This window comes from Niveispirillum lacus, assembly GCF_002251795.1.
GTDB lineage: Bacteria > Pseudomonadota > Alphaproteobacteria > Azospirillales > Azospirillaceae > Niveispirillum > Niveispirillum lacus.
Window position 1 is genome coordinate 1 of sequence record NZ_NOXU01000025.1, and the last position, 19,069, is coordinate 19,069.

Here is a 19,069-nt window from a genome sequence, read left to right on the forward strand (position 1 = left end):
CACGCGAACTGACTACACTGAACTGCAATCAAGTCGCACTTCAGCGTGACTCCAACGCCGTTGGGCCTCTCCTGCCATGGGCATGGGTGCCGCCGCCCCCTCGCGCGTCGGGCTCACACCTCCACCCAACGCCGCAGCAGATTATGGTAACAGTTTGTCAGGGTCAGGATGCCGGGATGATCGGGCATGTCCTTGTTCAAGGCCAAGATGGCCATGTCCATATCAAACAGGATACGGCGGTCGCCATCATCGCGTACCATGCTTTGCAGCCAGAAAAATGAACAGACACGGGCGCCGGCTGTCACGGGCCGCACATGGTGCAGGCTGGAGCTCGGATAAAGCACCATGTGACCAGCGGGCAATTTCACCGCATGATGGCCATACAGGTCCTCCACAACCAGCTCCCCGCCCTCATACTCTTCCGGATCACTGAAAAACAGGGTGCAGGACAGGTCGGTGCGGATGCGGGGGCCGCCGAACGGGGCTTGGCGGACGGCATTGTCAACATGGGCACCGAAATGCTGTCCCCCGGCATAGCGGTTAAACAAGGGGGGAAAGACACGGGCCGGCAGGGCCGCCGACATGAACAGCAGGTTCTTCGACAGGGCGTCGAGAATGATCTGCCCCAGGTGCTGGGCGACCGGATGGCCTTCCGGCAACTGGCTGTTTTCCTTCACCTTGGCGGATTGAAATCCCGCCGTGCCCTTGCCATCGACCCAATCGGCATGATCCAGGGCCTGTCGGCATTGCCGAACCTGTTCGGGCGAAAGCAGCGCGGGAATACTGATCATCATGACAAGGCACCCTAACCGAAAAGCGAAACACCGCTTGGATCAAGCATAATGCGATCTACTCTGATTTGCACTCTATGGCCTCTGAGAGAAAGGCAGCGGCCGCCTGAAGCCGCCGCTGCCCTGCCCCAGCTTCCAATCCCGTGGGACGGGCGGATCAGAAGCTGTAATTGACCGTCAGCATGGCGTTGCGCGCCTCGCCCGGTGTGGCCCAGCCGCTGGCCGCAACATTGCGGACACGGGTATAGTAGGTCTTGTCGAACAGGTTGTTGACGTTCAGACGCAATTCGACCTGATCAGTGACGAAGTAAGAGGCCGAGGCGCGGTGTACCCAATAACCGGGCACCGCATTCATCAGCGTGGTGGAATTGCTGGGATAAATCTTGCCCTGATAGGTGGCGCCATAGCCGAGTTGCACACCGGTGGGCAGGTCATAGGTGGTCCACAGGCTGAAGGCGTGTTTGGGGGTGCTGGTCAGCGGAGCACCCTTGCGGCCATTATTGGCGGCCAGCGCCGTGGCGCAGGCAGCAACCGTCGGGTTGGCCAGACAGAAGTCGGACACACCCTGCAGAACCTCGCTATCGAGATAGGTATAGTTGGCGAAGACGTTCCAGCCCTCGCTCACCATGCCGGCCACACCCAGCGCCACACCATCCACCCGCGACTTGCCATCCAACTGCTGATCCGGCACGGCCGGGTCGTTGGAGGTAACCTTGTAATTGGTGCGCTCGTTACGGAACAGCGCGGCGGTCAGGGCCAGGCGGGCATCCAGCAAATCCCACTTGGTGCCGATCTCGTAATTCTTGGCGGTTTCCGGATCGACATTGCAGGTGGCACCTGCGCCGGTCGCCGTACAGGCGCCGTTGACGGCACTCTGCGACGGGGTTTTGGAATTGCCGACGGCGATATAGACACTGCCATGGGGCAACGGCTTGAACACAGCCCCGGCACGCCAGGAGAACAGGTTCTCCTCATTGCGGGCCACCGGGGCCGCCGTGGTGGTCACGCCGCTGGTGGCATAGGTGAAGCTGGTGGTCTGGTAGCTGCCCTTATTATGCTCCCAACGCACGCCACCATTCAGCTCAAACTGATCGTTGAGCTGTACGCGGTCGAACAGGTACAGCGCCTGGTTCTCCAACTCGCTGTCGGCATCGGTACCCACGGCGAAATTCACCGGACCGTTCCAGACATTCTCGGGGTTGGCGATGGTGATGGGGGTAAAGCTGGCCGTCGGCACCGTGCCATTGGCATTGCGCAGGCGGTTGCCCGACTCCTGGTCAAAGTTCTCCGACGAGATCGACGCCCCCAGCACCAGATCATGGGTGATGCCGCCCGTCACGACCTTCGCCTTCAGGTCGGTCTGGTTATACAGCATCGTGGTGGTGGCATCGCGGGTGATCCCGCGATTGGTATTGGGCGTGTACAGGCCCGGCGTGGTGCAGGCCGCCCCCGTATAGGCATTGATGCCGCTGGACAGGCACCAGGTCCCTTGCAGGTAAGAAGTGGTCACGAACGCATCCACCTTCTGCCAACGCGACAGATTGCTGACCGACAGTGTGTCGTTGAACCGGTGGTCGATCTTCACGGTCCCGCTGTTAACCGTGCTTTCCTGGGTGTCGACATTGCGATAGCCGTAATAGGCTTCGCGGTCCGCACCTGGCAAAATGCCATTGGACACCGCGTTCAGGGCGTAGGGCACGCCATATTGCGGGATGTTATTGTCCTCCTGATGGAAATAGCTGAACGACACCTGTGTGTCGCTGCGCAGGCCGAGGGTCAGTGACGGCGCAAAGCCCCAGCGCTTGAATTCTTCGACATCGCGGCCGGGCACATCATTACGGTGCCACATACCATTGATACGCAGCGCGGTGTTATCATCCAGCTTCTGGTTCGCATCAACGGTGGCGCGATAGTAATGATCCGTGCCAATACCGGCACTGGCCTGGGTAAAGCTGTCATCCTTCGCAATCTTGGAGACAAGATTGATGGTGCCACCGACCGAGCCGGAACCCGAATAGACGGAGTTGGCGCCGTTGGTGACCTCCACCTGCTCCAGGTTAAAGCTGTCGGAGCGAACATAGGCACCGCTGTCACGCACGCCATCGACGGCAATATCACTGGTCGCGCTGTAACCACGCATCGTGATGCTGTCGGATGCGCCAACCCCGCCTTCGCCGGCGGCAAAGGTGATACCGGGCACGTTGGACAGGATCTCCCGCAGGTTCAGCAGGTTCTGTTCCTTGATCACCGTGCTGGGGATGACCGTGATGGTTTGCGGGGTTTCCCGCAGCGGCGCTGTATATTTCGGCGATGCCACCGTTTCCGGCTTGTTCGCCGGGGCCACCGCCTGCCCTTCCACCCCCAGCGTCGGGAGGATGACCGTCTTTTTATCACTTCCCGCAGCCGCCTGCTGCGCCATAACCGGGGCGGTCGACGCTGCAACACCGACCGACAGCGCGGCCATCAGGGCCATGCGCCCACGCATGACCTGGGAATGTGTGTTCTCATCCATGTCTTTAGACCTTTCATCCGGCATCATATGCCAATAATTCTTAGTCGCTTTATTAACGCGGCGGCCGGATCAGCGGCCGCGCCATCCCGTCGCGCGGACTATATTGCGAGCCATTCGCATTCGCAAACCATGAAGCGGGAAACACCATGCGATGGGCGCATGACTTAACCGGCTAGCCTGCATGGCTGCGTGGGTTCACCCGTGAATACCATAGCAGCTATAGATTGTTCCAAAGTCTAAATCGCACTTCCGGAACCAATGCCAAAATCTAATTTAGCCCTTCTTCCTCAACAGATTGCGCCCGTAGACCGAATGCAGTTAGCGTTAACCAACCGATTTATCATACCTTTGCAGCAGGAAATATTTACCTATCTTTACCATCTTCGGGAGAGTTTAGATCAGCAATTACAGATGAAATATCCTTGTATCACGCCTGACAAAGTTTATCCGTTGGGGCGATGCACGGAAATAACGGAAACGGTTCTGACGGTGTTGGTCCAGCGCCTGGCCCGGCCAACGGCGCCGGCTGAACGGGCGATGGCCGCCTTTGTGCGGTCTGGTGGCATTATCCGGCCGATCTGGGGCGCCTTGCGCGGCCAGTTTTTCCAAAATGCCACGCAGATGGGTGCCCTTTATGTGGATGTTGCCAATGATACCGTGACAGTGACCAAGCCGAAGGTAGAGATCTTGCCGCTGGCCAGGGCGGATATTGTCAATATCGCGGACCTGACGCATTTTGCCGAGATTGCGGGCAAATACTGGAACGCACAGATTGTTGCCAATCATGTGGCCCCGGCCCTTGCGCCCCTGCTGCCCATGCTGGCGATTTTCGGGGAACAGGAGGCCCGGCTGGTCTCTGTCTGCGATTACATGATCTCGCTGATGATGCGGGATCGTTTCCATATGGCGGAACGCTGGGTCGCCGAGATGCCCGCACCGCCACCTGCCCTCCTGGCGCATTACCGTACCCGCCTTCCGCCATGCCTGCGGGTGACCGAAGATCAGGATGGACGCGCCGCGGCGATCCTGGCCTGTCGTTCCAGCCGGGCACAGGGGCACTGGAAAGACCAGGCCTGGCTGCGGGCGCGCATGCAGGACATTGGCGGACTGGTCAATCTCTGAGGGGACGACCACGCGATCAGGGCGGGCTGTCCAGCGCGAACAGCAGGACCAGGCCCGTGGTTGCCGTCCCCTGCCCGATACCCGCCTGTCGCAGATCAAGGGATCGGCAGGCCGGGTCCATCGGGGCGGCCAAGGCGCTGTTGACGAAACGGGCAAAGGTCGCATCGGTCATTTCCCGGTTGCCACCCAGGAAAGCAGCCCCGCGCACCTGCCCGGTCGCGGGATCAAAATAGATGCCCACTTCCGCCCGATAGCTGCCCGCACCGGTCGGCAATGGCGGCGGTGTCCAGCAATCCATGATTTGGCTGCGCAGCAACGGGTTGGCCCGCCCGGACAGATCGTCGATCTTGGCCCAGTTCACCGGCGGTGCCGGCGCTTCCGTGATGGTCGGTTCCCCCTGCTGGTGGCTGGGGGGCAGCGCCTGCACCTTGGGGGTCGGGGGTTTGGCGCGCGGCGGCGCCGGCGTGGCGGCCTTTGGGGCCGGCTTGGGTGTCAGCGCGTCAATCCGGATTCGCGCCAATGCGGAAAAACGACCCGCCGGATAGGCCTGCAAATAGGCGTAGTATTCAGCCACATCCTTACTGTCGCGCACACTTTCCCAGAAAACCAGTTCGGGGTCAGCGGGGGCCGGGGCGACGGGCGGTGGCGCCACCGGCGGTGGGCTGCCGCAAGCCGTCACCAACAGCAGGCCGGCGGCAACAAGGCAGTGACGAAACAGACGGGTCACCGGCACATCCTTGGTTCTGGGGCAAGGTTCGCGAAAGAAAACCGACACGAAATAGGCGAAACCAGAGAGGGGCCGACGCTAGCGCTTGGCAGGTACCCCCCCGGGCGGGTTATAAATGAGCAATGTCCATCGCGGAAGGCCTGCCGAACGGGGACGGGCTTCAGACACCGGTCAAAAGGAAAAAACATGAAGCGGGCACGTAAGCGGGTTCTGGTTGCCGGTGGCGCTGGCTTTCTCGGCTCCCACCTGTGTGAACGTCTCCTGAAGGATGGCCACGAGGTTCTCTGCGTCGATAATTTCTTTACCGGCTCGCGGGAGAATATCCGGCATCTGCTCGCCAATCCCTATTTTGAAGTCATGCGCCACGACGTCACCTTCCCGCTTTTTGTGGAAGTTGACGAGATCTACAATCTGGCCTGCCCGGCATCGCCCATTCATTACCAGTTCAATCCGGTCCAGACCACCAAGACCTCCGTGCATGGGGCGATCAACCTTCTGGGCCTGGCCAAACGCACCAAGGCTAAGATCTTCCAGGCCAGCACCTCGGAAGTCTATGGCGACCCGACGGTCCATCCCCAGACCGAGGATTATCGCGGCAATGTAAACCCGATCGGTCCGCGTGCCTGTTATGATGAGGGCAAGCGCTGCGCCGAAACGCTGTTTTTTGATTACCACCGGCAAGCCGGGGTCAATATCCGGGTGGCCCGCATCTTTAATACCTATGGCCCGCGCATGCACCCCAATGACGGCCGTGTCGTATCGAATTTCATCGTTCAGGCCCTTCAGGGCCAACCCATCACCATCTATGGCGATGGCAGCCAGACCCGGTCCTTCTGTTATGTCGACGATCTGATTGACGGGTTCATCCGGCTGATGGCGGCCCCCGATGACGTGACTGGCCCCATCAATATCGGCAATCCGGGTGAATATACGATCCGGCAGTTGGCAGAGAATGTGGTGCGGCTGACAGGGGCAAAGTCTGACTTCGTGGTGAAGCCCCTGCCCCAGGATGATCCCTTGCAGCGCTGCCCCGACATCACCAAGGCACGGACCTTGCTTGATTGGCAGCCGACCATCCATCTGGAGGAAGGGCTGAAGCGGACGATTGCCTATTTTGCCGACCAGTTGGGGGTGGAGGTCGCCTGAGGCGCGCCGCCTACCCACCGTCTGCCGCTCCTATCTTCTCTCCGACATGCCCGGTATCAGGTGCCATGAATATCTTTGAGCTGTTCGCCGCTGCACAGAACATGGAACGGTCCGGGGACCGGGCTGGTGCCATTGCCCTTTACCAGCAATGGGCAGAGGAGAACCCGACAGACCCATCGCTGCACGCCTGTCATTTCAACCTGGGCACCTTGCTGCTGAATGCGGGCGAGGTCCATTCGGCCCTCTTGGCCTTCAACGAATCTGTGCGTTTGCGGCCCGACTTTATGCCATCGGTGATTTCTTTGGGCAGCGCGTTGGAGCGGTTGGGCCAGATGGATCTGGCGATCTCGTACTGGCGTCAGGCGGTCAACCAGCTTTCAACGGTCGCTTCAGATACGGTCAGCTACAAGGTGACTGCTCTGAAGCAACTGGCCCGTGTGTTGACACAACAACAGCAAGTGGCCGATGCGGAAGAAATGCTGCGCCTGTCGCTGGATGTGGCGCCTTACAATCGTGAGGAGCTGCAGCATTGGTTGAATGCCCGGCAACGGCTGTGCAAATGGCCGGTACCGTCACCGGTCGGGCCGATCAAGCCCGCCGAAATGGTCGCCGGCATGGCGCCACTGACCCTGGCCTATTACACGGACGATCCGATGCTGGCGCTGGCGGTGGCCGCCAACTATTGCCGCCGTGACGTGGGCTGGCCGGAGACCTTCAAGACCAGTGCGGATTTTGAAGGACGGCGGCGGCGGGAGGATGGGCGTCTGCGGATCGGCTATGTCTCTTCCGATCTGCGTGGTCATGCCATCGGTTATCTGACGTCGGAAATGTTTTCCCTGCACGACCGTTCGCGGGTCGAGGTGTTTGCCTTCTTCTGCGGGTTCCAGATGGAGGACCCGACCATGCTGCGCATCCGTGGCAGTGTCGACCACTGGTACGATATCAATGGCCTGGATGATGAAAAGGCCGCCGCCCTGATCGAGGAACTGGGCATTGATATTCTGGTCGATATTAACGGCCATACCAAGGATGCCCGGACCCGGATGCTGGCCCGGCGCCCCGCCCCGGTCATCATCAACTGGCTGGGCTTTCCCGGTACCGCCGGTAGCCCCTATCATCACTACATCATTGCCGATGATGTGATCATTCCGCCGGGGTCGGAGAGATATTACTCTGAACAGGTGATGCGCCTGCCTTGTTATCAGCCCAATGACCGTAAGCGTGTGGTGTCGCCCAAGGTGCCAACACGGGCCGATTGCGGGCTGCCGGAGGAAGGGACAGTATTCTGCTGCTTCAACGGCATGCAGAAGCTGACCCGTTTCACGCTGGAACGCTGGGTTGAAATTCTGCGCCGTGTGGACAATAGCGTGCTGTGGATTCTGGCGGCGGGCAAGGAATCCGATGGGCGCTTCCTGGAATTGATGGCGGCAGGGGGCATTGATCCATCCCGGATCATTTTTGCGCCCTATGCCGCCAATGCCGACCATATGGCCCGGTACCCGCTGGCCGATCTTTTCCTGGATAACAGCCCCTATGGGGCGCACACCACCGCGTCGGATGCCCTGTGGGCAGGTGTGCCCGTGCTGACGGTGCCCGGCCGTGGCTTCCATTCGCGTGTCTGCGCCAGTCTGGTGATGGCGGCCGGCATCCCGGAACTTGTGTGCCTGGACCCGCGGGAATATGTGGAAAAGGCGGTTCACCTGGGCAATGACCGTCCGGCACTGCTGGCCCTGAAACAGAAGCTGCTGGCACTGCGTGGACAGTCGGTACTGTTCGATACCGACCTGTTTGTCCGGTCGATGGAGGATCTGTTTGATCAGGTCTGGTCGGAATGGGAAGCCGGACAATTGCCGGTCCCTGACCTGACCAATCTGGACACCTATCTGGAAATCGGCAGCGCATTCGACCATGATTTAGAAGAATTCGCCTTCGTTGCCGATTATGAAGAACGGTATCGGGCCCGGATGGCGCATCGCCACGCCCTGACCCCGCAACCCTACGATACCCGCTTCTGGCTGCGGCCGGAGTGAGGAGATGGACAGCCCGCTCGCGCTTCTGCGGAATGCGTTGCACAGTGCGTCGCATCTGGCAACTGATCCGCAAGGTCAGGCGCCCTGGCGGGAATGGCTGCACGGGCTGACGGTCCCCGATATGCTGTCCCTTTCATTTGCTTGTCCGCCCGCAAGCCGCTCCTTGCTGGTGCAGATGCTGCACGGCTGGCTGCTTTTGCAGGGTGAAACCACACCGGCGATCGGGCTGGTCTGGTTCAACCTGGGTGTTGAACTGTCCAATCTGAATCGGCCGGTCGATGCCGCGACCGCCTACCAGAACGCGCTGATCCTGCGTCCTGACCTGTGGCAGGCTGCCGTCAATCTGGCCAATCTGCGGGAGGCGTCGGGGGACCTGGAGGGGGCCGCCACCCTTCTCGGACAGGCTTTGCAGGATGATGGGGCCCGGACCACGCTGCTGAACCAGCGGGGCCGGGTTTTGGAGGCGCAACGGCGGTTGGCCGACGCCGAAGGATGCTATTATCGCAGCTTATTGATCAACCCGGACCAGCCGGACGTGGTTCAGCACTGGGCCTTCGTCCGGCAAAATATCTGTGCCTGGCCGATCTTTGCTCCCCCGGTTCCCGGCCGCACGGCAGCAGACCTGATGGCGCAGTCCGGGGCGTTGGCCACCTTGTCCCTGTTTGACACGGTGGCGGCGCAACGGCTCGCGGTGGCCAATTGGCTCGACCGGCGCTGGGCCCGGCTGCTCGCGCCGACCCATCGGCTGGCCCCGGCGCATGGTTACGCCCATGACAGGCTGCGTATCGGGTATCTTTCATCGGATTTCTGCCGCCATCCGATCAGCTATCTGATGGCCGAACTGCTGGAACAGCACGACCGCACCCGCGTTGAGATTTATGGCTACTGTTCCAGCCCGGAAGATGGCAGTGACATCCGGGACCGCATCCTGGCGGCGCTGGACCATCGGCGGATGGTGCGGTCCTTGGATGATGAAACCCTTGCCCGCCTGATCCGTTCGGATGAGATCGACATTCTGATTGATCTGAACGGGGCGACGGCGGGCGACCGTCTAGGGGTGCTGCGCTGGAAACCGGCGCCGGTCCAGGCGACATATCTTGGCTTTATTGGGCCGGTGCCGGTGCCGGAACTCGATTACATCCTGACCGATGAATATGCCATTCCGCCGTCGCTGGCCGCCGACTATTGGCCGCGTCCGCTCTACCTGCCCGGTGTCTATCAGGCCAATGACAGCCGTGCGTTCCAGTTGCCACCGGTCAGCCGGGCGGCGGAAGGGCTGCCGGAGAAGGCCTTCATCTTCTGCTGCTTTTCCAATCCCTACAAGATTTCCGACAGGATGTTTGACGCCTGGATGGAGATTTTGCGCCGCGCACCCGGTTCGATCCTCTGGGTGTTGGCCGATAATGAATGGGCCGTGGCCCATATGCGGGCGCGCGCAGCAGAACAGGGTGTGGCGGCGGACCGTCTCCATTTCGCGGGCCGCACCGACCCCGCCCATTACCGGGCCCGCATGGCGCTGGCCGACCTGTTCCTGGATACGACCCCTTATAATGCCGGAACCATTGCCAGTGATGCCTTGCGCATGGGATTGCCGATCCTGACCCTGTCTGGCGAACCGTTTGCCAGCCGGATGGCCGGTAGTCTTTTACAGGCGATGGGGTTGCCCGACCTGATCACCACCACCATGGTTGATTATGTGGACCGGGCCGTCCGCCATGCAACGGATGCGGCTTGGCATGCGTCCGTCACCGCACGTGTCACCCCGGCGGCATGGCGGGCCACCCTTGGTGACACCGCCCGGTTCGCCCGCGGGTTCGACGATACCTTGGCGCAGGTCGCCCTTCGGGGGACGGTTTAACCGCCCCCCGATCAAGGCTCTTTCAGCGACTCATCCAGGCCACGCAGGATCGGATACAGGAAATAGGACATCAGGCTGCGGCTGCCGACCTTGATCTCTGCCTGCACCGACATGCCGGCGGTCAGGGTCGTACCCTGTGGCATCCGGTCCAGATGCATCGAAACCAGATCGACCTGCGCCCGATGGATATAGCTGGCTGACACCACCGGCATACGCAGGGCGTCGGACTGTTCGACCGTTCCGGGCGCGAAACTTTGCCGGCTGACCGAACGCAAGGTCCCTTTCAGCATGCCATGGCGTTGGAAGGGGAACGGATCGACCTTCACCTCCACCATATCGCCGGCCTTTACATAGCCGATATCGCTGGAACTGATGGTGACATCGGCGATCAGGGGCGTATCCAGCGCGACCAGGGTAATCAGCGCCTCGGCCTCGCGGGCGACAGCGCCCGGCGACATGCGGGCAACCTCCTGGACAATGGCGTCGGCGGGGGCGGCCAGTTCCACCAGATCATTGCGGCGCACGGCTTTGGCCAGATCTTCATCAACCTGGCTGGCCTGATGACGGGTCTCAACCAACTGTTCCAGCAACTGGCGTTGCCAGTCATCAATGAAATTCTGACGTTCAGCCCGGCGCGCGGTCAAGGTGGCCCGCAGCTCCTCAATCCGATTGGTCATGGTCTGCAGGCTGCGTTCCGCCTCCATCCGCGCCGCCTGTGACTCCAGCAATTGCAGACGTGAACCGGTCTGCGCCTTGAAAAGCTGGTCCCGGACATTCTCGACATCCCGATAAACAGCAAGCTGCCCTGTCAGGGCCTTCTGTTCATCCATCGTCGACCGCAGGCTGGCTTCCAGGCTGGCGATATCGCCGTCAAAACTGGCAAGACGGGAGGCATACTGGGCCTGGCGCCGACGCATCAGGCTGGTCTGCAACATCATATCCGGGTCGGGATCAGCGGCCATGCTTTCCGGCACATCCTTGCCCGCACTCTCCAGTTCCAGACGCCGCAACTGTGCAAACAATGACCGCTGACGGGACGAAAGGGCCGCGCGATCAGCTTCGGTGAATGTGGGGTCCAGCGTGGCCAGCACCTGACCTTTGCGCACGATGTCACCGGGCTGAACCCGCAACTCCCGCACCACCGACCGTTCGATCGGCTGCAGCAGGATGGGCGCGGCCTGGGTGACAAGGCGGCCCGGTGCCACCACGATCCTGTCCACCTGCACAAAGCAGGCGATGACCGCGATGATGACCAGCATCGCGGCGGCCGCCAGATGCGGCGCCCCCAGGATGGCCGGCGGCGGTTCGCGCACGATGATCTCAAGTTCCGTTTGGAACTCCAGAGCCTCGGGCGCCACGGGCATGCGGGGGGCCGGCGTGCCGACAAACAGCCGCCAGCGCTCGCGCAATGCCCGCCAGGGCCGCGTCAATGGATGTGCTGTGTCTGGGTTTCCCATAGGTGCCGGTAAATGTCGCAACGTTGCAGCAAGGTGGAGTGCGGGGCGCAATCGACCAACCGTCCCTGTTCCAGCACCATGATCTTGTCCGCCTTCACCAGCGAGGAGAGCCGGTGCGAGACGATGACCATGGTGCGGCCCTGGGCAATGCGGGTCAGGTTGCGCTGGACGATGGCTTCGCTGTCTGGATCAAGCGCGCTGGTGGCTTCATCAAAGATCAGCAGACGGGGCTTGGTGACCAGCGCGCGGGCGATGGCGATACGCTGACGCTGACCACCGGAGAAGTTGGACGCATTCTCCTCCACCATTGTATCATAGGACATTGGCAGCCGGTCGATGAATTCATCGGCACCCGCCATCTGGGCCGCCTGCAGGATTTCCTGAAATGGCGCGTCGGGCCGGGCGGCAGCGATGTTTTCGCGGATCGTGCCGTGGAATAGCAGATTGTCTTGCAGAACCACGCCGATGGATTGGCGCAGATGGTTGAGGTCGATATGGCGCAGATCAACACCATCCAGCTTGATCAACCCCTCCTGTGGCAGGTGGATTGACTGGATCAGGCGGGTGATCGTGGTTTTGCCCGATCCGGACCGTCCCACCACCCCAACCACCTGGCCTTCCTCAACCTCGAATGACACACGGTTCAAGGCCGGGCTGGCGCCGGGATTATACCGGAACGTCACCTCATCGAAGACCATCTTGCCGGTGATCACGGGTCGCGACTGGCGTGTATGGCCATGTCGTTCCGGCTCGCTGTTCATGACATTGCCCAGCATGTTCACCGACAGCTCGGCCTCCTGATACTCGTTGATCAGGGCCACCATCTGCAGCAACGGTCCGGTCACCCGGCTTGACAGCATGTTAAAGGCGATCAGGGCACCCAGGGTCAGGTGCCCGTCAAAGACCTGGACCGCACCGATCGACAGGATGGCGATCTGCATCACCTTTTCCAGGCCTGTGGTCAGTACACTGCCAAGGGCACTGATCCGGCCGACATTGGCATGTCGGCGCACCGCCTGCGCTACCTTCTGGTCCCAGGCAATCTGCCGGTTATTCTCCAGCACCAGGGACTTGACGGCACGCATGGAGTGCAGGGTTTCAACCAGATGGGCCTGCCGACTGGCCTCCGTTTCATAAAGACGGGCCAATTCCCGCCGGAACATCGGCACCATACAGCCGATGATCCCGGCAATGGCCAGCGAAAACCCGAGCACGACCGCCATGAGCAGCCCGCTATACAAGAACAGCAGCACCAACAGCACCGGCAGGGTGATGCAATCCAGGATCACCTGGAACAAGCGGCCGGTCAGGAAATGGCGCAGCTTCTCGGTCTGCTGCATGTGCCGGGTGAGGACACCGGCACTGTTGCGCTCAAAAAAGTGCAATGGCAGCGACAGAAGATGCTGGAAGGTCCGCGACGTCAGTCTTGCGTCGATTTTATTGGAGGCCAGAAGCATCAAGTTCTGGCGTACGTAACCGAAGAACCCGTCGAAAACCGTCAGCACCAGATAGACAATCACAATCACGAACAATGTCTGGTAGCTGTGATGCGGTACGACCTTGTCGACCAGAACCTGGAACATCATCGGCATGAACAGGCCGATAAGGTTGGCCATGAGCGTGGCGATGGCGACGCCCCGGAAAAACTTCGCGTTGCGAAGGATTTCAGGGAAGAACCAGCGAAAGCCGAAAGGTTGGGCTTCGTCGAGCAGGGCCCACACGCGCTTGGAAAGGATCACCTCCCCTGACCAATCGGCGACGAACTCGCTTTCCGGTACAAACCGCACCCCTTCGGCTTCACGCCTCGGGTCCAGAACCGCGGCGTGCATCACGCCTTCGGACAGCAGGGCATAGGCAAGGATTACCCAGTGCCCATCCTTCATGATCGCAATTGCCGGGTAGGCGCTACCCAGTTCGCAGGCCGACTTCCAACTCATACGCACATGCCGCCCTTTCAGACCGGCCGAACGCATGGATTTCAAAACACTGGTGACGTGATCGCCCTGCGATTCCTGCGGCAACTCATCTGGTGCCAACTGCACGCCATGATGCAGGGCAATCAGGAACAGGCAGCGCAATACCGTGATGTAAGGGGACAATCGCCACGTCCATTGGCAAGAAGGAAGCCATCCAAGTCGCGCAAACTAATGTGATTCTGTCGATTGCACGACAAAAAACGACGACACCCCGGCAAATTCGCCGCTACGGTACCGCCACATTCTTAGATTGCCCCCCAACCGGTCCCCCACCGGTCGCAATCGGGGTAGACCCAAGGGTTCCATGGTGTCTCGACCTCAAAAATGCAGGAGGTACACCTAATGTATCTTGACTCCTTTTATGGATGGGTATTCTATCCGCAATGACCCAAAAAATTTGGGCGCCTATACCAAAAGGGGAACGGACCCGGCTATTCGGCCAGCGCTCTTGCGCGCCGATACGGTGCGTGCTTTTACGGTAATCGGCTCCAGATTGTGGGTGCCCGCTTTTGAACTGGCATACTTGTTGCAAGTAAGTCCAGTTGAAATGTGGGCAAGGGTGTTCTTCCAGGCAGGGTTGACCATCCTCTTTGTCCACTACCCGCTATGACTCTGGAGTCAGCCATGTCGATCATTTCGTTCCTCACGACCACGCAGATCACGGCGTTGACCACAACGACGATCGCTTCGTGGACGACGACAGAGCTGCGGCAGCTCTCCTCGACACAAACCGGTGCGTTAACGACCACCCAGATCGCGGTGTTGTCGACCACCCAGGTTTCTGCGCTGGCGACCACCCAGCTTAGTGGGTTAACCACCACCGTAATCGCTGGGTTTGCAACCACCCAGTTGGGCGCCGTTTCGGCAACCAATCTCGCCACACTGACAACAACGCAGATCGCCGGGCTGTCAACCACCCAGGTCGGTGGGCTTCTCACGACACAGGTTCGCGCCCTGAACACCACGGTGATCGCGGGCCTGAACACCACACAAATCGGCGCCCTCACCACAACCCAGGTCGCGTCACTCACGACGACGCAGATTGCCGGTGTAGAAACCACCGACATCGCGGCGCTGAACACGACCCAGATTGCGGCGCTGACCACCACCCAGATTGTGGCCCTGAACAGCACACAGTTTGGCGCCATTGAGACAACCGATCTGGCCGCCCTGACCAGCACGCAGTTCCGGGTGCTGACCACGGCGCAGATCGCAGGCCTGTCGACCACCCAGACCGGCATCCTGACCACCACGCAGCTTTCTTCGCTGACCACGACCCAGGTCCGCGCGATCGAGACCACGGACCTCGTGGTTCTGACCACCACACAATTGGCCTCGCTGACCACAACCCAGGTGCCGGTCCTCAGCACGACCCAGGTCAGTGTGTTGACGACGACCCAGGTCGGGGGGCTGTCCACGACTCAGTTGGTGGCGCTGAGCGCTACCCAGGTTGGTTCGCTGACGACCACCCAGGTTGTGGTGCTGACGACCACACAGATTGGCAGCCTTGGCACGACGCAGGTTCGTGCGCTGAACACCACGCAGGTGGCTTCGCTGACCACGACCCAGGTCGGCGGTCTGACCACGACGCAGGTTGCCGCGCTGACCACGACCCAGATCGGCGGCATTGAGACGACCGATGTTGCGGCCCTGAACACGACGCAGATCGCCGCCCTGACCACCGGACAGGTGGCAGCGCTGAACACCACCCAGGTTGGCGCCATTGAGACGACCGATCTGGTGGCCCTGACCACGACCCAGGTCCGTTCGCTGACCACCGCGCAGGTTGCCAGCCTGTCGACGACCCAGGCCGGCGTGCTGACCACCACCCAGCTTTCTTCGCTGACCACGACCCAGGTCCGCGCCATCGAGACCACGGACCTGGTGGTCCTGACCACCACGCAGTTGGCCTCGCTGACCACCACCCTGGTTGCAGCACTCAGCACCACGCAGGTCAGCGCGCTGACCACCACGGCGGTCGGCGGCCTGACAACGACGCAATTGGTGGCTCTGACGCCTGCGCAGGTCGGTTCGCTGACGACCACCCAGGTTGTGGTGCTGACCACCACGCAGATCGGCGGGCTCGGCACGACGCAGGTTCGTGCGCTGAACACCACGCAGGTGGCTTCGCTGACCACGACCCAGGTCGGCGGTCTGACCACGACGCAGGTTGCCGCACTGACCACGACCCAGATCGGCGGCATTGAGACGACCGATGTTGCGGCCCTGAACACGACGCAGATCGCCGCCCTGACCACCGGACAGGTGGCAGCGCTGAACACCACCCAGGTTGGCGCCATTGAGACGACCGATCTGGTGGCCCTGACCACGACCCAGGTCCGTTCGCTGACCACCGCGCAGGTTGCCAGCCTGTCGACGACCCAGGCCGGCGTGCTGACCACCACCCAGCTTTCTTCGCTGACCACGACCCAGGTCCGCGCCATCGAGACCACGGACCTGGTGGTCCTGACCACCACGCAGTTGGCCTCGCTGACCACCACCCTGGTTGCAGCACTCAGCACCACGCAGGTCAGCGCGCTGACCACCACGGCGGTCGGCGGCCTGACAACGACGCAATTGGTGGCTCTGACGCCTGCGCAGGTCGGTTCGCTGACGACCACCCAGGTTGTGGTGCTGACCACCACGCAGATCGGCGGGCTCGGCACGACGCAGGTTCGTGCGCTGAACACCACGCAGGTGGCTTCGCTGACCACGACCCAGGTCGGCGGTCTGACCACGACGCAGGTTGCCGCACTGACCACGACCCAGATCGGCGGCATTGAGACGACCGATGTTGCGGCCCTGAACACGACCCAGATCGCCGCCCTGACCACCGCACAGGTGGCAGCGCTGAACACCACCCAGGTTGGCGCCATTGAGACGACCGATCTGGTGGCTCTGACCACCACCCAGGTCCGTTCGCTGACCACCGCACAGGTTGCCAGCCTGTCGACCACCCAGGCCGGCGTGCTGACCACCACGCAGCTCTCGTCGCTGACCACGACCCAGGTCCGCGCCATCGAGACCACGGATCTGGTGGTCCTGACCACCACGCAGTTGGCCTCGCTGACCACCACCCTGGTTGCAGCACTCAGCACCACGCAGGTCAGCGCGCTGACCACCACGGCGGTCGGCGGCCTGACGACCACACAACTGACCGCACTGACGGCGGCGCAGGTTGGTTCGCTGACGACCACCCAGGTTGTGGTGCTGACCACCACGCAGATCGGCGGTCTGGGCACCACCCAGGTCCGGGCGTTCAACACGACCCAGATTGCGTCCCTGACCACGACCCAGGTGGGTGGCCTGTCGACCACGCAGGTCGCCAGCCTGACGACCACGCAGATCGGTGGCATTGAGACCACCGACATCGCGGCCCTCAGCACCACCCAGATCACGGCGCTGACCACGACCCAGATTGTGTCGCTGAACAGCACACAGTTTGGCGCGATTGAGACGACCGATCTGGCGGCTCTGACCAGCACCCAGTTCCGGGTCCTGACCACGGCACAGATTGCGGGCCTGTCGACCACCCAGGCCGGCATCCTGACCACCACCCAGCTCTCCTCGCTGACCACGACCCAGGTCCGCGCCATCGAGACCACGGATCTAGTGGTCCTGACCACCACGCAGCTCTCCTCGCTGACCACGACCCAGGTTGCATCGCTCAGCACGACACAGGTCAGCGCACTGACCACCACCGGGATCGGCGGCCTGACCACCACCCAGTTGGGGGCACTGACGGTCACCCAGGTGCCGTCGCTGACGACCACCCAAGTTGTGGTTCTGACGACCACGCAGATCGCCAGCCTTGGCACCACCCAGGTCCGGGCGCTGAACACCACCCAGATTGCGTCCTTGACCACGACGCAGGTGGGGGGCCTGTCGACCACGCAGGTCGCCAGCCTGACGACCACGCAGATCGGCGGGATTGAGACCACCGACATTGCAGCGTTCAGCACCACCCAGATCACGGCGCTGACCACGACCCAGGTTGTGTCGCTGAACAGCACGCAGTTCGGTGCGATTGAGACGACCGATCTGGCGGCCCTGACCAGCACCCAGTTCCGGGTCCTGACCACGGCGCAGATCGCGGGCCTGTCAACCACCCAGACCGGTATCCTGACCACCACGCAACTGTCCTCGCTGACCACGACCCAGGTTCGCGCCATCGAGACGACAGACCTGGTGGTTCTGACCACCACGCAGTTGGCTTCGCTGACCACCACCCTGGTTGCCGCGTTGAGCACCACGCAGGTCAGCGCGCTGACCACCACCGGGGTCGGCGGACTGACAACGACCCAGTTGGGGGCCCTGACGGCAACCCAGGTTCCGTCGCTGACGACCACCCAGGTTGTGGTTCTCACCACCACCCAGATCGCCAGCCTTGGCACCACCCAGGTCCGGGCGCTGAGCACCACCCAGATTGCGTCGCTGACCACGACGCAGGTGGGCGGCCTGACGACGACCCAGATCGCTTCGCTGACGACGACCCAGATCGGCGGCATCGAGACAACCGATCTGGCCGCCTTCAACACGACGCAGATCACGTCGCTGACGACGACCCAGATTGTGGCGCTGAACAGCACCCAGTTTGGTGGCATCGAAACGACCGACCTCGCCGTGCTGACCAGCACCCAGTTCCGGTCGTTGACCACCACCCAGATCGCCGGTCTGACGACCACGCAGACGGGTGTTCTGACGACCACCCAACTGTCCTCGCTGACCACCACGCAGATCCGCGCGGTTGAGACCACCGATCTGGTTGTGTTCACCACGACCCAGTTCGCTTCCTTGACCACGACCCTTGTAGCGTCCCTGTCCACGACCCAGATCGCCGGCCTGTCGACCACGGTATTTGCCGGGATGACAACGACGGGTCTGGGCGCCCTGACCAGCACCCAAATCGTTGCCCTGACCACAACCCAGGTCACCGAGATCACCACCACCCAGATCGTGGATCTGACCACGACCTTCCTGCGGGCACTGGAAACGACGGACATTCCGTTCCTGGCCGTGACGACCACGGAACTGGCAATGTTGTCGACCACCCAGCTTCTGTCCTTGTCGACGTCGCAGATTGCGTCGCTGGCAACGACGTCGCTGGTCGGTATAACCGGTGGTCAGTTAATCGGATTGACCTCAACCTTCATCCGGGCGTTGACGACGACGCAGCTCGGTGTGTTCAACACCACCCAGATCGCTGCGCTGACAACCACCAATGTCGTGGGCCTGTCAACCACACAGATCTCCAGCCTGTCGACGACGCAGATTGGCGGTCTGGAAACCACCGATATTGCGGCGATGTCGGACGCACAGGTGGCGGGCTTCACCTCCACCCAGGTCGGCTCGATGACCACCGCGCAGGTTAACTCTCTGTTCCTGTGATCCTTGATTGAGTGTCAGGGCCGGCCCCCTCCTCCGGGAGAGGGCCGGCCCTTTCTTTTCCG

At 61.6% G+C, this 19,069-nt stretch carries 10 protein-coding genes; 5 read left to right on the plus strand and 5 right to left on the minus strand.

Annotation, left to right across the window (positions count from 1 at the left end; translation table 11 throughout):
* Positions 1 to 113: 113 nt before the first annotated feature.
* Entirely contained in the window at positions 114 to 794 is a 681-nt protein-coding gene (locus tag CHU95_RS07105) for a Fe2+-dependent dioxygenase (RefSeq protein WP_094455170.1), read from the minus strand.
* Between the two features lie 154 nt (positions 795 to 948).
* Positions 949 to 3,303, minus strand: a complete 2,355-nt coding sequence (locus tag CHU95_RS07110) for a TonB-dependent receptor (protein WP_207762409.1) — start codon at positions 3,301 to 3,303, stop codon at positions 949 to 951.
* A gap of 489 nt (positions 3,304 to 3,792) precedes the next feature.
* On the opposite strand from CHU95_RS07110, the gene CHU95_RS07115 reads away from it, so the two are divergent.
* Positions 3,793 to 4,425: a hypothetical protein gene (locus CHU95_RS07115; RefSeq protein WP_133065461.1), complete on the plus strand. Its 633-nt coding sequence runs from the start codon at positions 3,793 to 3,795 to the stop codon at positions 4,423 to 4,425.
* A gap of 16 nt (positions 4,426 to 4,441) precedes the next feature.
* On the opposite strand, the gene CHU95_RS07120 is transcribed toward CHU95_RS07115, so the two are convergent.
* Complete coding sequence (locus CHU95_RS07120) at positions 4,442 to 5,152, minus strand: hypothetical protein (protein ID WP_133065462.1); 711 nt, start codon at positions 5,150 to 5,152, stop codon at positions 4,442 to 4,444.
* Positions 5,153 to 5,338: 186 nt separating this feature from the next.
* Between CHU95_RS07120 and CHU95_RS07125 the strand changes: the two genes are divergently transcribed.
* The 3 genes from CHU95_RS07125 to CHU95_RS07135 all read left to right on the plus strand — a co-directional run bounded on the left by CHU95_RS07125 (position 5,339) and on the right by CHU95_RS07135 (position 10,186).
* Positions 5,339 to 6,298 carry a UDP-glucuronic acid decarboxylase family protein gene (locus tag CHU95_RS07125; RefSeq protein ID WP_094455175.1) on the plus strand — a complete coding sequence of 320 codons (960 nt, stop codon included), beginning with the start codon at positions 5,339 to 5,341 and terminating at the stop codon, positions 6,296 to 6,298.
* Between the two features lie 65 nt (positions 6,299 to 6,363).
* Positions 6,364 to 8,328, plus strand: coding sequence for an O-linked N-acetylglucosamine transferase, SPINDLY family protein (locus CHU95_RS07130; RefSeq protein ID WP_094455177.1), 1,965 nt, complete (start codon positions 6,364 to 6,366; stop codon positions 8,326 to 8,328).
* A gap of 4 nt (positions 8,329 to 8,332) precedes the next feature.
* Entirely contained in the window at positions 8,333 to 10,186 is a 1,854-nt protein-coding gene (locus tag CHU95_RS07135; RefSeq protein WP_094455179.1) for an O-linked N-acetylglucosamine transferase, SPINDLY family protein, read from the plus strand.
* Between the two features lie 11 nt (positions 10,187 to 10,197).
* On the opposite strand, the gene CHU95_RS07140 is transcribed toward CHU95_RS07135, so the two are convergent.
* Together CHU95_RS07140 and CHU95_RS07145 are read right to left on the minus strand one after the other, a co-directional pair.
* Complete coding sequence (locus CHU95_RS07140) at positions 10,198 to 11,616, minus strand: HlyD family type I secretion periplasmic adaptor subunit (protein WP_165772067.1); 1,419 nt, start codon at positions 11,614 to 11,616, stop codon at positions 10,198 to 10,200.
* A complete protein-coding gene (locus tag CHU95_RS07145; RefSeq protein WP_094455183.1) occupies positions 11,613 to 13,742 on the minus strand; it encodes a peptidase domain-containing ABC transporter in 2,130 nt (709 codons plus the stop codon). The genes CHU95_RS07140 and CHU95_RS07145 overlap by 4 nt, the downstream gene beginning before the upstream one ends.
* 501 nt (positions 13,743 to 14,243) lie before the next feature.
* On the opposite strand from CHU95_RS07145, the gene CHU95_RS07150 reads away from it, so the two are divergent.
* Complete coding sequence (locus CHU95_RS07150) at positions 14,244 to 19,007, plus strand: beta strand repeat-containing protein (protein WP_133065463.1); 4,764 nt, start codon at positions 14,244 to 14,246, stop codon at positions 19,005 to 19,007.
* Positions 19,008 to 19,069: the final 62 nt, after the last annotated feature.